Source organism: Pseudomonas sp. MM211 (assembly GCF_020386635.1).
Taxonomy (GTDB): domain Bacteria; phylum Pseudomonadota; class Gammaproteobacteria; order Pseudomonadales; family Pseudomonadaceae; genus Aquipseudomonas.
This window is the reverse complement of sequence record NZ_CP081942.1, coordinates 479,845-494,733: the sequence shown is the minus strand read 5'-3', so window position 1 is coordinate 494,733 and position 14,889 is coordinate 479,845. Positions and strand designations below refer to the sequence as shown.

Genomic DNA, 14,889 nt, shown 5'->3' with positions numbered 1-14,889 from the left:
GCTTCACTGCGCGTCATTGCTGCCGTATACGGCGGTGCCTGAGCGCCCGGCTGCCTTGGCCTGATAGAGCGCCTGATCCGCGGCCTTGTAGAGGCTGGCGAACTGCTCGGCGTGTTGCGGGTAGAACGCCACGCCGATGCTGATGCTCACCGCCAGTGCCTGATCGCCATAGCTCACAGGCCTGGCCAACTCCGCGAGCAGGCGCTCGGCGACATCATGTGCATGGTCTTGCGCATCCGCTCCGCCTATCAGTACCGCGAATTCGTCGCCGCCTAGGCGTGCCACCGTGTCGCCCGCTCGCACATGTTCGCGTATGCGCTTGCCAATGTGCTGCAGCATCAGGTCACCGGCGTCGTGCCCGTAGCGGTCATTGATTGGTTTGAAATGGTCGAGATCGATCAGCAGCAGCGCCAGCGTTTCACCTGACTGCTGAGCTCTCTGTAGCGCACGCTCGCACTGTTCGACCAGGTGGCGGCGGTTCGGCAGCTCGGTGAGTGGGTCGTGGAACGCGGCGTGGCGTAGCTCCTGCTCTCGTTGTGACAGCTGCAGATTGGTCGCCTTAAGTTCCGCAGTGCGGTGTTCCACGGCCAGTTGCAGCTCGTCGGCGCTGGCCTGCACCTGTGCCAGGCGTGCACTTTTTTCTTGGCTGGCCTGCAGCAGTGCTTCGGAGCGCTGGTTCTTCAGCAACTGGATGCGGTAGGCCAGGGCGAAGGAGAACAGGATCGACTCGGCAGCCACCGCGATGGGAAATACGTAGGTGCTCCAGGCGGCAGGCTGAATCACTCCAGTGGCGCGTAGCAGCAGCAGGACGACGCTGGCCAGGATCATGCCGTAGCCGCAGAAGTACAGGCAGGCCGGAAAGTAGCCCTGGCGCCAGCGCATGAGGGAGGCCCAGAGTGCTGCGGGGATGGCCGTGAACGACAGCAGCACGAAGACCCAGGCGCCCACGGCGCGGTGGCCGAAACCATCGGCCATGACGGCAACCACGTACAGCACGCAGCTTATGGTCAGCAGGTGATGGGCCCAGGGCACATGGCGGCGAGTTTGCAGCAGCGTCTGGGTAAAGCGGCAGGCGCCAAAGCCCCATAGCGCTGGCAGGCTGATGCGATCGAGCCAGAAGGGTACCGCGGCGTTTGGCCATAGGTGCTGGAAGCCGTGCCCGGTCATGCCGAGGATCATCAGCAGAGCGCCCGTCGTGGTGACCACGTACCAGAAGTACGCCGAGTCGCGCAGGGCGAAGAAGATGAACAGGTTGTACAGCAGCAGGGCGGTGATCACCCCGTAAATGATGCCGAACCAGAGGTTCTCGTCGGCGCTTAGGGTGCTCAGGTCATCGAGTTGCCAGACCTTCAGCGGAAAGGAATTACCGGCGGGGTCGAAGCTGCGCAGGTAAAAGGTCAGTGGCTGCTCGTCCAGGGCCGGCAGTTGGAAGAGCATGCGCCGGTGAGCATGGTCACGGCCTTCGTCAAAGCTCACCACTTCTCCGGACTGACGCAGATGCCAGCCTTGTTCGCCGTCGGGCAGGAACAGTTGCAGATCGAGCAGGCTGACGGCAGCGACTTCCAGCCACCAGGGGCCAGGCGCCGCCTGGCTCGCCTGGAGGGTGACCTTCACCCACCAGGGGTTGGGGCTCTGGCCGACGCTTGCCTTACCCTTGGCGGCAACGAAGCGCTGCTGCACGGTCGGATCCGCCATATCCTCGATACTCAGGCGGGCGCCGGGATCTTCGAGTAGTTCGATGTGCGGATTGAGTGCCAGGCCGCTGCTGCCGGCATCGAGAGTGATGATGTCAGCCCGAGCGCTCAGGCTCAGGCCTGAGAGCATCAATAGCGAGATCAGGAATATGGCTAGCCGCTGCAAGCGGAGGCTCCTTGGTGGCCTGTGCACGACCGTTGTTGTTCTGCCCTGAGAGTATACCGAGGCGACACATTTTTGATGACTGTCCGCACTCATATTGCATGCCATCGGATAGACCGCCAAGCGACGTTTTACCCCAGCGCTACAGTCGGGTTTGGTCAAAATTTGTGCTATATTCCGCGACCGCGATTTTCCATCTCAACACCGGTCACCGTCATGCAAACAGCCAAGCCGTTATTTGACTATCCCAAGTACTGGGCCGAATGTTTCGGCCCTGCGCCATTCCTGCCGATGAGCAGGGAGGAGATGGATCAGCTTGGCTGGGATTCCTGCGACATCATCATCGTCACCGGTGATGCCTATGTCGATCATCCCTCGTTCGGTATGGCGATCATTGGCCGGCTGCTGGAGTCTCAGGGCTTTCGCGTCGGGATCATCGCTCAGCCCAACTGGCAGTCCAAAGACGACTTCATGAAGCTCGGCGAGCCGAATCTGTTCTTCGGCGTCGCGGCCGGCAACATGGACTCGATGATCAACCGCTACACCGCGGACAAGAAGATCCGTTCCGACGACGCCTATACACCTGGCGGCATGGCTGGAAAACGCCCTGATCGCGCCAGCCTGGTCTACAGCCAGCGCTGCAAGGAAGCCTACAAGCACGTGCCTATCGTGCTCGGCGGCATCGAGGCCTCGCTGCGCCGCATCGCCCACTACGACTATTGGCAGGATCGCGTGCGCAACTCGATCCTGATCGATGCCAGCGCCGACATTTTGCTCTACGGCAACGCCGAGCGCGCCATCGTCGAGGTCGCTCAGCGTCTCTCCTACGGCCACAAGATCGAAGACATCACCGATGTGCGCGGCACGGCGTTCATTCGCCGCGACACGCCGAAAGATTGGTACGAGGTCGATTCCACGCGCATCGACCGTCCGGGCAAGGTCGACAAGATCATCAACCCGTACGTGAATACCCAGGACACCCAGGCCTGCGCCATCGAGCAGGAAAAGGGCGCGGTCGAAGACCCGAACGAAGCCAAGGTCGTGCAGATCCTGGCGAGCCCGCGCATGACTCGCGACAAGACGGTGATCCGCCTGCCGTCCATGGAGAAAGTGCGTAACGATTCGGTGCTCTATGCTCACGCCAACCGCGTGCTGCACCTGGAAACCAATCCGGGTAACGCCCGTGCTTTGGTGCAGAAACACGGTGATGTCGACGTGTGGTTCAACCCACCACCCATTCCGATGACCACCGAGGAAATGGACTACGTGTTCGGCATGCCCTATGCGCGCGTTCCGCACCCGGCGTACGGCAATGAGAAGATTCCGGCCTACGACATGATTCGCTTCTCGGTGAACATCATGCGCGGCTGCTTCGGCGGCTGTACCTTCTGCTCGATCACCGAGCACGAAGGCCGCATCATCCAGAACCGTTCGGAAGAGTCGATCATTCGTGAGATCGAAGAGATTCGCGACAAAGTGCCGGGCTTTACCGGGGTGATCTCCGACCTTGGCGGTCCAACTGCGAACATGTACCGCATCGCTTGCAAGAGCCCGGAAATCGAATCCGCGTGCCGCAAGCCGTCCTGTGTGTTCCCCGGTATCTGCCCGAACCTGAACACCGACCACTCGTCGCTGATCCAGTTGTATCGCAGCGCCCGTGCGTTGCCGGGCGTTAAGAAGATTCTCATCGCTTCCGGTCTGCGCTACGACCTGGCGGTCGAATCGCCGGAGTACGTGAAAGAGCTGGTGACCCACCACGTTGGGGGTTACCTGAAGATTGCCCCGGAACACACCGAGGAAGGTCCGCTCAACCAGATGATGAAACCGGGCATTGGCAGCTATGACAAGTTCAAGCGCATGTTCGAGAAGTACACCAAGGAAGCGGGCAAGGAGCAGTACCTGATTCCGTACTTCATCGCCGCCCACCCCGGCACCACCGATGAAGATATGATGAACCTGGCCCTGTGGCTCAAGGGCAACGGCTTCCGCGCCGACCAGGTGCAAGCGTTCTATCCGTCGCCGATGGCGACTGCCACGGCCATGTATCACTCGGGCAAGAACCCGCTGCGCAAGGTCACTTACAAGAGTGACGGCGTGACCATCGTCAAGAGCGAGGAGCAGCGCCGTCTGCATAAGGCCTTCCTGCGCTACCACGACCCGAAAGGCTGGCCGATGCTGCGTGAAGCACTGACCCGCATGGGCCGGGCCGACCTGATCGGGCCGGGCAAGGAGCAGTTGATTCCGCTGCACCAGCCGGCAACTGACAGCTACCAGAGCGCCCGTCGCAAAAATTCGACGCCGGCCGGCAGTCATAAGGTCGCCAAGCAAACCACCACCAAGATTCTTACCCAGCATACCGGCCTGCCGCCGCGTGGCAGTGACGGCAGTAACCCGTGGGATAAGCGTGAGCAGGCCAAAGCAGCTGCTCAGGCGAGGAACCAGCAGGCTGCGCGTGAGCGCTCCGATGCCGCCAAGGGCAAAGGCAAGAAGCCGGCGAAGAAGCCTGCAGTGCCGCGTTAAACGAGTGGCTTAAAGGCGCAAGCGGCCGGTCGCGATCTCGTGGGAGGGGCCGGGCGGCGATCCGCTTTAGCCGCGAGCTCTTTACGCCTAGCTAGGCAAAATCGAGGCTAAAGCCTCTCCCACAAAAGCTCTGCTCACCGTCTGCTCTCGCCTTTTTTGCGGTCGCGCAGGCTCAGTCGACGCTGAAGCGGCAGGTCAGATAACGGTTGCTGGCGCCGTAACGCAAAATTGAGAAAAGCCGCTTGAACAGGTACAGCGGGTGGCTGCGGTAGTACGCCAGTACGGCGTTGCCGACGCCTTCCGAGCGGTGCTGGCGGGCGGCTTTCTTGGGCTTCTTGAACAACCCGGAAAACTCCCAGCGCTGGATCTGTTCGAAACGTTCCTGAGGTTTCAGGCCGTGGCGGCGGAACAGTGCGAAGAAGCTGCGCGGGCTGAAATCGTGGAGGTGATGGGGGTTGCCATCCAGGGTCGGTGTGGTCGGCACCGAGGCGATGATGCGCCCGCCCTTGGCCAGCAGGCTGGCGTAGTTGTTCACCAGGCGAACCGGGTCGGGCAGGTGCTCGATGGTTTCCAGGCTGACGATGCTGTCGAAACCCTCGCTGTCGGCGAAGGTTTCCGCGTTCGCACAGACGTAGCGCAGGTTGGCTTTCTGGTAGTTCGCCTGGGCGTAGGCGATCGCTTCGGGATCGATATCGATGCCGGTGATCTGCTTGTCCGGGTGCTGCTCGGCCAGCAACGCACTGCCGTAGCCGCAGCCGCAGGCCATATCGAGCACGCGCTGGCCATGCAGCGAGCGGCTGGCGAACTCGTAACGCTGCATGTGCAGGTCAAGAGTCGCTTGGTCGGCCGCCAGCCTTTCGTCCATTTTCAGCGGGTAGATGCGTTCTAGGGTGTGCATGGTGGCCGTCCATGGAGTGAGATCGCGAGAATATAAAGTAGTCGCGATCCCTTGTCCCTATCCGTTCGGCGTCAGCCGTAGCGCTTCTTCGCTTCGATGGCCAGCCCGCTGCCAATACTGCCGAAGGTATTGCCTTCCACGTGGCGGGCATTGGGCAGCAGTTCGGCCACGCTCTGACGCAATGCCGGTACACCGCTGGAGCCGCCCGTGAAGAACACCGTATCGACCTGCTCGAGGCCTACGCCGGCATCGGCGAGCAGCCCGGTCACACTGCCGCGGATGCGTTCGAGCAGTGGGGCGATGCTGTCTTCGAACAGTTCCCGAGTCAGTTCGGCGATCAGGCCTGCTTCGATCCGTTGCAGGTCGATGGAATGCCGAAGCTGTTCGGTCAGGGCGATCTTGCTGTCTTCCACCTGCATCGCCAGCCAATGGCCGGCGCGTTGCTCGGTCAGCTTGAACAGGCGATCGATGCCGGTCGGGTCGACGATGTCGTAACGCATGCTCTGCAGCGCCCGCTGCGACGCGGCCGCGTAGACCATGTTGATGGTGTGCCAGGTGGCCAGATTGAGGTGCATGCTGGTCGGCATCGGCGCGTCGCTCTTCATCCGGCTGCCGTAGCCGAATAGCGGCATCACGCCCTGCAGGCTGAGCAGCTTGTCGAAGTCGGTACCGCCGATATGCACACCGCCGGTGGCCAGGATGTCATCGTGACGCTCGGCCTGCTGACGGCGCTCTGGCGCCAGGCGCACCAGGGAGAAGTCCGAGGTGCCGCCGCCGATATCGACGATCAGCACCAGCTCTTCACGCTCGATGGTCGACTCGTAATCGAAGGCCGCGGCGATCGGTTCGTACTGGAAGGACACGTCCTTGAAGCCCAGCTTCTGCGCTACGGCGATCAGGGTGTTCTCGGCTTCCTGGTCGGCCAGCGGGTCGTCATCCACGAAGAATACCGGGCGGCCCAGTACCACGGCGTCGAACGGGCGCTCGGCAACCGCTTCGGCACGTTTCTTCAGCTCGCCGATGAAGAAACCGAGCAGATCCTTGAAGGGCAGGGCGCTGCCCATGACCGCAGTCTCGCTCTTCAGCAGCTTGGAGCCGAGCAGGCTCTTCAGCGAGCGCATCAGGCGGCCTTCGTAGCCTTCCAGGTACTCGTGCAGAGCCATGCGGCCATAGGCCGGGCGGCGCTCTTCGAGATTGAAGAACACCACCGAAGGCAGAGTGATCTTGCCGTCTTCCAGCGGGATCAGCGTTTCGCCGTCCGGGCGCAGCCAGCCAACGGTGGAGTTGGAGGTGCCGAAGTCGATACCGCAGGCGCGGGCAGGGGTGGAAAAGGACATTGACGCGCGGCTCCTGAAAAACGGCCGCGCATTCTAGGCGAAATGAAGCCGCTGTGCTGCCGCTTCGTCAGGGCAATGGGGGATTTTGTGCTTCAGTACGTTTGAGGCGCCATTGGCCCCATTCGAAGCCCAGCACCACGATCAGCGACAGGGCGAAGGGCAGCAGCAGGTAGAAGGCGCGGAACACGATCAACGCGGCCAGCACGTCGGAGGCGGGAATCTCCGGCAGTGCCGCGAGAAAGCTGACTTCCAGTACACCCAGACCGCCCGGCGCATGGGACAGCAGGGCGAGAGAGAAGGACGCGAGGAATACACCGAGCACGACCGGGTAGCCTGGGTTGTAGGCCTCCGGCAGCGCGAAGTAGATGATCGCCGCGGCGCAGGCCAGCTCCAGCGGGCCTGCCAGCAACTGGCGGCCAACGATGCGCAGGCGTGGGTATTCGACACGCAGCTTGCCAAAATTCCAGGGCTTGAACTGCAGCCACGAGCCCAGCACATACAGGCCAACCAACAGCAGCAGCAAGGAGCCGATGGCAATGGAGACCAGCGGCGTAACGTCCAGTACGCGGTGGATCAGATCGGGCTGCAGCACCAGTACACAGCCACTGGCGAACAGCGTGCCGAGGGCGAAGGTGAAAGAGCAGAAGACGATCAGGATGCCGATCTCATGGGGCGTCAGGCCCTTGGTGCGGTAGGCGCGATAACGAACCACTGCGCCGGAGAACACCGAGGCGCCGATGTTGTGGGCCAGGGCGTAGGTAGTGAAGGAGCACAGGGTGATGAAGCGCCAGGAAATCTTCTTGCCCAGGTGGGCGATGGCGATGCGGTCGTACCAGGCCAGGGCGCAATAGGCGCCAAAGGTCGCCGCGCCGGCAAGCAGCCAGTTGAGGTGCGGAATGGCCTTGAGGCTTTCAGCGATCTCGTCGAGGGAGATGTTGCGTACTTCGCGGTAGAGCAAGAAGCAGGACGCCACCACGGCACACAACCCGATCAGCGTCCAGATCAGGTCACTGCGTTTCATCGTGGGCTTGGTACCTTGCAACTGCGATCCCCTGTTTCACGTCTCTACGGACAGTTGGCTCTGCATTCGATGAGCTGTCACAGCCATCGTTCATTTCTTATCCCTGGGCGCATGTCCTTCAGGGTTGACGCTGTACAGGGTGCGCAGTATCACGGAGGCGGGCCGGTTGCTCAACTGGCACCGCTTTGCAGGCCGTTACCGAGTGTGTCCTTTCAACTGCTCAAACCCAGTGTCAGTGCGGCCACCACAGCATAACGTGCTGTTTTGGCGAGGGTCACGATAAGCACGAAACGCCACAACGGTTCACGCATGATACCCGCCACCAGGGTCAGCGGGTCGCCGACTACCGGTAGCCAGCTGAACAGCAGCGACCAGCGTCCATAGCGCCCGAACCAAACCTGCGCCTGCTGCAGGCGTTGGTCGCTGACCGGGAACCAGCGGCGCCCGCGAAAACGTTCGAGATAACGGCCGAGCCACCAATTGACCAGCGAGCCGAGCACATTGCCCGCGCTGGCCGCCAGGAGAAGTGCCCACACGGGCTGAGCGGCGCCGAGCAGCAGCGCTACCAGCAGCGCCTCGGACTGCAGCGGGAGCAGCGTCGCCGCACTGAATGCGGCGGCGAACAGCCCCAGATAAGCGTAGATGTCCAGCAAGGCGAGGCGTCGTCAGGACTTCTTGTCCGGCTCGGCATTGGCCATGATCTCTTCCAGCTTGAGGCCGGTGAGACCATTAATGGTGCGCCACAGGTAGTAGAAGATGGCCATCAGCATGATCATCGATGGAATGGCGATCATCGGGTAGCTGAGCAGCGTCATGCGCCCCAGCTCGTCGTTGAAGGCTTCGCTGCCGGCTGGGCTGGTGACGATCCACTTGGCCAGCACGTAGTTCATTGCCGACGAGAAGAAGAACGTACCGCTGAGCCAGTAGGTGGCAAGCATCAGGCGCGATTCGAAGCGCTCGGTATGGCCACCCTGTTCCAGGCGATCATGAATCTTGTCGACGTTGAGCACCGTCTTGTTGAACAGCAGCGTGCGGATCAACGGGTAACGGGTGCGCGTCGACACCAGCACGGCGATGCCGATCAGACCGGGAATTGCCGCTTCCTTTATCGCCAGCCACTGGTTGTCCAGGTGCAGCAGGCCGATGCCGCCGGTCAGCACTACGCTGACCAGGCCGAGCAGGGCCACGAAATTGAATTTGCGGTACTTGAGCAGCTCGAAAGCGCCCCAGCCCAGCGGGAAGGCGAGGGCCAGCACCAGCGCGCCGTCCGGGCCCAGGCGCGCTTCACCGCTGAGTTTCATGAGGATCAGCGAAGGGATCAGAATGCTGATCAGCAGATCGATGAATGGGCGAGGTTTATGTGTAGCTGGGGGCGTCTGAGTGGTGTCGGTCATGTCATTCGGTGTGGGTGGACGAGCACCGATGATCGCCTGCCTGACGCTCATGCGCCAGCCCGATTGTCGGCACAATCACCACAAAGTCCTTCGCCCCCGTCCTGCTGAGCAATGTCCGGTGGGCAACAATATGCCCGCTGATAGAGGCGCCGGCTTGTAGGGGCATAAGCACAGCGCTAGCTGAAATTGAGCAGGCACTGCGGTAAAGTCGACGCTTATTGCCGTCAGGTTTGCGTCGACAGACCACTGGTGCCTGCTTCTTGGTACCCGGCTGACTGATTTCTTGAAGTACCTATGGGGATGGCCAATGGGCCTGTTACGTCGCTACGGGGTGCTGTTTCTCGCTTTGCTGTTCTGTGCGCAGGCGGCCGCCGGGCTGCGCATCCTTACCGAGCCCGGCCCGCCGACGGCCTTCATGAAGGACGGCGAGTTGCAGGGCTTTGGCGTGGACGTAGTGCGCGAGTTGATAACCCGTACCGGGTCGCAAGCACAGATCGAAATGATGCCCTGGACGCGTGCCTACACCATCGCCCAGCGTGAGCCGGGCGTGGCACTGTTCGCCATGATGCGTACGCCCGACCGGGAGAAGCGCTTTCAATGGGCTGGCCCGATTCTGCATGGCAAGGTGCGCTTTTATTCGCTGAAGTCTAGCGGCTTGAAGGTGGACAGCCTCCAGGATGTCGCGGCCAGCGGGCCGCTAGCGGTGCCCAAGCAGTGGTACAGCTACGAGGTGCTGAAGGATCAGGGTCTGCAGAACCTCTACGGCGTACCAACGCCCGAAACCATGGTCACCATGTTTCGTCATGGTCGGGTCAGCCTGATCATGCTGGAGGATATCCTGCTGCGCGACATGCTTGCTCCAGCAGGGCTGACGCCTGCGGACGTAGAGCCGCAGATGGTGTTTATGGAGTCGTCGTATTACATCGCCTTCTCCCTGGACACCGACCAGGCGGTCGTCGCTGCCTGGCAGAGTGAATTGGCGGAAATGCGCCGTGACGGCAGCTTTTCGGCGATTTTCCGCCAGTGGTTGCCCGATGTAGAGCTGCCTGAGGCTCTCCGCTGAGTTGGCGGGATAATTGCTGCTGGGTGTCAGGATGCGCCGATGGCCGGTGGCATGAGACACCTACGGATGGCGAGCAGGCAGCCCACGCAGTGGCCACCGTGCATTCGTACCGGTAGCGGCATACACGAGAATTCGCTCAAAGCGGCCAGGAAAAGGCCGCTGGGCACCCGATTCATCTGACGTTTTGGACAATGCCTTATGTCGAACATGCAACGTGCTTCCCATCATGAGTTGCGGCGCGCCTTTCGTGCGCTGCTGGCTTCGGACTCCTGTTACCACACCGCATCGGTCTTCGACCCGATGTCCGCCCGGATCGCTGGTGACCTTGGCTTCGAGGTCGGTATCCTCGGTGGTTCGGTGGCCTCTCTGCAGGTGCTTGCCGCGCCTGATTTCGCGCTGATCACCCTCAGTGAGTTCGTCGAGCAGGCCACCCGTATCGGTCGTGTTTCCAACTTGCCGGTGATCGCCGATGCCGACCACGGCTACGGCAATGCCCTGAACGTTATGCGCACCGTGGTCGAGCTGGAACGTGCCGGTATCTCTGCGCTGACCATCGAAGACACCCTGCTGCCCGCGCAATTCAACCGCAAGTCGACGGATCTGATCAGCGTCGCCGAAGGCGTCGGCAAGGTGCGTGCAGCCCTCGAGGCGCGTGTCGACTCGGCGCTGGCGATCATCGCCCGTACCAACGCTGGCGTGCTCAGTGTCGATGAAGTGATCAAACGCACCGTTGCCTACCAGAAGGCGGGCGCCGATGGCATCTGCATGGTGGGTGTCGAAGACTTCGACCACCTGGAAAAGATCGCCGAACACCTCAGCGTACCGCTGATGCTGGTGACCTACGGCAACCCCAAGCTGCGTGACAACGCGCGCCTGGCCAAGCTGGGCGTGCGCATCGTAGTTAACGGCCATGCTGCCTATTTCGCTGCGATCAAGGCCACCTACGATTGCCTGCGTGAGCAGCGTAGTGCGGTCGGTATCGACCTCAGCGCTTCCGAGCTGTCGCACAAGTACACCCAGCCCGAAGACTACGTGGCCTGGGCCGACGAGTTCATGAACGTCAAGGAATAACACCCGCTTCACCCGCCACGCCGGACAGCGGCCGCGCAACGCGAGCCGATTAGTCCGCCGTCGGCTGCTGCTTGCCAATCCCGCCCGAGTGCTCCTATCTTCCAGCCAGCACCACCCATTGGGAGAGCGATATGGCCACCGGTTGGGCGCAAGACGGCGCCGTGCAGGAACAGATCGACAGCACCATCGAAGACGCCGTGCAACGCGCACGCAGTCAAATGCCCAAGGGCGAAAGCCTCAGCCACTGCGAAGAATGCGATGCGCCGATTCCCGAAGCGCGACGCAAGGCCGTTCCCGGCGTGCGGCTGTGCGTGAATTGCCAGGCGCAAGAAGACAGCGAACAGGCCAAGGCCGGCGGCTTCAATCGCCGTGGTAGCAAGGACAGCCAGCTGCGTTAGTCAGACTGGGAACAACGTCTTGTAATAGATGGCGTTGGCGCGGTACTGGCCGTCTGGCCCGCAGGCATAGTCCGGCAGGCCGCCGATACAGGTGTAGCCAAGGCTGTGATAGAGGTTTTCGGCGTCACTGCCGGCTTCGGTATCCAGGTAGAGCAGACCACGCTGCAAGGCCTTCGCGTGTGCTTCGAGGTGCTGCATCAGCAGGCGGGCGATGCCCCGGCGTCGGGCACTGCTCAGTACCAGCAGCTTCTGCACCTCACCACGATTGAGCCCGTTGGGCTTCAGGCACAGGCTGAGCTGCACCGAACCCAGTAGCTGCCCCTCGTCCTCGGCGACCCAAATCGCCAACGTACCGCTGTTCAGGTTGTGGCGAACCTCGCTGAAGTAACGGCCCGCCTCCGCTGTGTCGATACCGGCAAGAAAGCCTACCGACGCACCGTTGGCCACGGCATCGAGCAGCAGCGCAATCAAACCTGGCCGATGAGCGTCGAAGTCGGCTTCGTCGAGCTGGCGGATCTGCAGGGTCATGGCGTGCTCCGCTGTGGCGTCAGGACCAGTTGCATGAAGGTCAGATCCAGCCAGCGGCCGAATTTGCAGCCGACCTGCGGCATCTGTCCGGTGATGGCGAAGCCCAGGCGCTCGTGCAGGCGCACCGAGGCAGCATTGCCGCTTTCGATGGCCGCGACCATCACATGTTTACCGCCCTTGCGCGCCCGCTCGATCAGCGCCTGCATCAGCAGCGGGCCGAGGCCCTGGCCGCGCGTGTCATTGCGCACGTACACGGAGTGCTCGACCGTATTGCAAAAACCTTCGAATGGCCGCCAGTCGCCGAACGAGGCGTAACCCAGGACGTCCTGCGCCTCGTTGACCGCCACCAGGATCGGGTATCCCTGCGTGGCTCGGGCCTCGAACCAAGCCTGGCGGTTGGCCAGATCCACGGGGCGTTCGTTCCAGATTGCCGTGGTGTTGAGCACGGCGTCGTTGTAGATGGCGAGGATTGCAGGCAGGTCGCCAGCAACGGCATCACGGATAACAGCAGGCATGGTGCGTCTCTTATCGAGTGGGGCCAGCCGGCTGGCCCCGGATCAGGTTACTTGTCGCGGTCGACCGCGAACGGGCCCCAGGCCTGACGGCTGGGCATGATTTCCAGGCGGTTGATGTTGATATGGTCGGGCAGGGTGGCGACGTAGAAAATCTGCTCGGCGATGTCTTCCGCGCTTAACGGCGTGGTGGTGCTGTACAGCGCGTCGGAGGCGGCCTGGTTGCCCTTGGTGCGGACCAGAGTGAACTCGGTTTCTGCCATGCCCGGGGCGATGTCGGTCACGCGTACGCCGGTGGACACCAGGTCGCAGCGCAGGTTGAAGCTGAACTGTTTGACGAACGCCTTGCTGGCGCCATACACGTGGCCGCCTGGGTACGGCCACTCGCCGGCCACCGAGCCGATGTTGACGATGCTGGCACCCTTGCCGGTTTCCAGCAGTTTGGGCAGCACGGCGTGGGTGACGTTGACCAGGCCGGTGATGTTGGTGTCGATCATGGTGTGCCAGTCTTGCAGGGCCACCTTCTGTGCAGCCTCCGGCGCCAGGGCCAGGCCGGCGTTGTTGATCAGCGCGCGGATCTTGTCGAACGGCGCAGGCAGGCCGTCGACCAGCGCCTGTACGGCGGTGGCGTCACGCACGTCGAGGGTGGCGATATGTACCGGTACCTTGCCTTCCAGCTCGGCCTTGAGCTCGTCCAGGCGTTCCTGGCGACGGCCACTGAGTACCAGCGCCCAACCCGCTTCGGCGAAACGGCGGGCGGTGGCGCGGCCAAAGCCGGAGGTTGCACCAGTGATGAAAACTACCTTGGTCATGTTCTGCCTCTTGTCAGGGTGTCAGTAACAGCCGGCGCTTGCATGCGCCGGCCTCGTCGTCAGGCGGAGAGCTCGAGGAACTTGCGTACCCGCTCGGTCTCCGGGTTGCTGAAGAACTTTTCCGGGGTGGATTTTTCGATGATCTTACCTTTTTCCAGGAACACCACCTGATCCGATACCGCTCGGGCGAATTCCATTTCGTGGGTGACCACGATCATGGTGTAGCCCTCTGCGGAGAGGTTCTTCATCACCGTCAGCACTTCGCCGACGCGTTCGGGGTCGAGTGCCGAGGTAGGCTCGTCGAACAGGATCACCTCCGGGCTCATGGCCAATACGCGGGCAATCGCCACACGCTGCTTCTGGCCGCCGGAGAGGGTGTAAGGATAACTGTCACGCTTGTCGCCCATGCCGACTTTTTCCAGCAATTCTATGGCGATCGCGTGGGCTTGTTCCTTGGCCATGCCCTTGACCTGCACCGGCGCCTCCATGACGTTCTGCAGCACGCTGAGATGGGGCCACAGGTTGAAGCCCTGGAACACCATGCCGGTCTTGGCGCGGATGGCCGCCAGCTCGCGGTTGGTCATCTTGCGCCCGGCTTCTTCATTGATCCCGATGCGTTGCCCGGCGATGTAGATGCTGCCGCGATCCGGCTCTTCCAGCCAGTTGATGCAGCGCAGCATGGTCGACTTGCCCGAGCCGGAAGAGCCCAGCACGCTGACCACTTCGCCTTTGTTCACGGTCAGTTCGATGTCGCGCAGCACCTCGATGTCGGAGAAGCTCTTGGACAGGTTTTGAATGCGTACCGCCGGGATGTCAGCCATGTTCGAATCCTCGTTTCGCTCCGAAACGCGCCGCCCATTTGAGCGCCAGTTCCAGGCAGATGCTGATGAGCCAGTACAGAACGATCACCACCACGAAGGCTTCGGTGGGAATGAAGTAGGTGGCCTGTACCGAGTTGGCGGCGGCGGTCAGTTCCTGCACGGTGATGATGGTCAGGAAGGCGGTGTCCTTGAGGGCGATGATCAACTGGTTACCCAGCAACGGTCGGGTCTTGATCACCAGTTGCGGCAGGATGATGCGCATGAACAACCTGAAGGGCGTGAAACCATGGGCCTTGGCTGCCTCGACATAGCCCGCCGGCAGAACCAGGCGGCTGCCGCGCAGGATCTCGGTGAAGTAGGCGCCGTGGTAGACGATCAGGGCGAGTAGCCCGGCCGTCCAGGCGTCCAGGCGCAACCCCAGGCGCGGCAGGCCGTAGTACAGCAGGTAGGCAAGGATCAGGAACGGCAACATGCGCATGCCGTTGACCAGCCAGCGCACCACGATCGACAGCGGCGTGCGTTCTTCCAGGCTGTAAAGCATCGCGCAGCCGAGCACGAAGGCGCAGACGATGGACAGTGCGAACAGCGCCAGGGTGTTGAGGAATCCGTTGAAGAAGGCTTCGCGGGCGTCCCAGATAATGCTCCATTCGGTCATGC

At 62.0% G+C, this 14,889-nt stretch carries 15 protein-coding genes; 4 read left to right on the top strand and 11 right to left on the bottom strand.

What is annotated here, in order from left to right:
• Positions 1-3: 3 nt before the first annotated feature.
• Entirely contained in the window at positions 4-1,824 is a 1,821-nt protein-coding gene (locus K5Q02_RS02220) for a diguanylate cyclase (protein WP_225839945.1), read from the bottom strand.
• A 249-nt stretch (positions 1,825-2,073) separates the two neighbouring features.
• On the opposite strand from K5Q02_RS02220, the gene K5Q02_RS02215 reads away from it, so the two are divergent.
• Entirely contained in the window at positions 2,074-4,377 is a 2,304-nt protein-coding gene (locus K5Q02_RS02215) for a YgiQ family radical SAM protein (RefSeq protein ID WP_225835926.1), read from the top strand.
• Between the two features lie 172 nt (positions 4,378-4,549).
• Here K5Q02_RS02215 and K5Q02_RS02210 read toward each other — a convergent pair whose 3' ends face one another.
• From K5Q02_RS02210 to K5Q02_RS02190, 5 genes are all read right to left on the bottom strand, one after another.
• Positions 4,550-5,275: a class I SAM-dependent methyltransferase gene (locus K5Q02_RS02210; RefSeq protein WP_225835924.1), complete on the bottom strand. Its 726-nt coding sequence runs from the start codon at positions 5,273-5,275 to the stop codon at positions 4,550-4,552.
• Positions 5,276-5,346: 71 nt separating this feature from the next.
• Complete coding sequence (locus K5Q02_RS02205) at positions 5,347-6,612, bottom strand: Hsp70 family protein (RefSeq protein ID WP_225835922.1); 1,266 nt, start codon at positions 6,610-6,612, stop codon at positions 5,347-5,349.
• Positions 6,613-6,679: 67 nt separating this feature from the next.
• The gene (locus K5Q02_RS02200) at positions 6,680-7,633 is read right to left on the bottom strand and encodes a lysylphosphatidylglycerol synthase transmembrane domain-containing protein (protein WP_225835921.1); all 954 of its coding nucleotides are present in this window, start codon (positions 7,631-7,633) and stop codon (positions 6,680-6,682) included.
• Positions 7,634-7,845: 212 nt separating this feature from the next.
• A complete protein-coding gene (locus K5Q02_RS02195; protein WP_225835919.1) occupies positions 7,846-8,286 on the bottom strand; it encodes a YqaA family protein in 441 nt (146 codons plus the stop codon).
• A gap of 12 nt (positions 8,287-8,298) precedes the next feature.
• Positions 8,299-9,027: a VC0807 family protein gene (locus K5Q02_RS02190; protein ID WP_225839936.1), complete on the bottom strand. Its 729-nt coding sequence runs from the start codon at positions 9,025-9,027 to the stop codon at positions 8,299-8,301.
• 307 nt (positions 9,028-9,334) lie between these two features.
• On the opposite strand from K5Q02_RS02190, the gene K5Q02_RS02185 reads away from it, so the two are divergent.
• From K5Q02_RS02185 to K5Q02_RS02175, 3 genes are all read left to right on the top strand, one after another.
• A complete protein-coding gene (locus tag K5Q02_RS02185) occupies positions 9,335-10,090 on the top strand; it encodes a substrate-binding periplasmic protein (protein ID WP_225835917.1) in 756 nt (251 codons plus the stop codon).
• A gap of 207 nt (positions 10,091-10,297) precedes the next feature.
• Entirely contained in the window at positions 10,298-11,161 is an 864-nt protein-coding gene (locus tag K5Q02_RS02180) for an isocitrate lyase/PEP mutase family protein (RefSeq protein ID WP_225839934.1), read from the top strand.
• Between the two features lie 131 nt (positions 11,162-11,292).
• A complete protein-coding gene (locus K5Q02_RS02175) occupies positions 11,293-11,559 on the top strand; it encodes a DksA/TraR family C4-type zinc finger protein (protein ID WP_225835916.1) in 267 nt (88 codons plus the stop codon).
• On the opposite strand, the gene K5Q02_RS02170 is transcribed toward K5Q02_RS02175, so the two are convergent.
• From K5Q02_RS02170 to K5Q02_RS02150, 5 genes are read right to left on the bottom strand one after another with little or no spacing between them, the layout of a single operon-like run.
• A complete protein-coding gene (locus K5Q02_RS02170; protein ID WP_225835915.1) occupies positions 11,560-12,087 on the bottom strand; it encodes a GNAT family N-acetyltransferase in 528 nt (175 codons plus the stop codon). It abuts the gene before it with no gap.
• Positions 12,084-12,602: a GNAT family N-acetyltransferase gene (locus K5Q02_RS02165; protein WP_225835914.1), complete on the bottom strand. Its 519-nt coding sequence runs from the start codon at positions 12,600-12,602 to the stop codon at positions 12,084-12,086. Before K5Q02_RS02165 ends, K5Q02_RS02170 begins: the two co-directional genes overlap by 4 nt.
• 47 nt (positions 12,603-12,649) lie before the next feature.
• A complete protein-coding gene (locus K5Q02_RS02160; protein ID WP_225835913.1) occupies positions 12,650-13,411 on the bottom strand; it encodes an SDR family NAD(P)-dependent oxidoreductase in 762 nt (253 codons plus the stop codon).
• Between the two features lie 59 nt (positions 13,412-13,470).
• Positions 13,471-14,232 carry an amino acid ABC transporter ATP-binding protein gene (locus K5Q02_RS02155; RefSeq protein WP_225835911.1) on the bottom strand — a complete coding sequence of 254 codons (762 nt, stop codon included), beginning with the start codon at positions 14,230-14,232 and terminating at the stop codon, positions 13,471-13,473.
• Complete coding sequence (locus K5Q02_RS02150; protein ID WP_225835909.1) at positions 14,225-14,887, bottom strand: amino acid ABC transporter permease; 663 nt, start codon at positions 14,885-14,887, stop codon at positions 14,225-14,227. Before K5Q02_RS02150 ends, K5Q02_RS02155 begins: the two co-directional genes overlap by 8 nt.
• Positions 14,888-14,889: the final 2 nt, after the last annotated feature.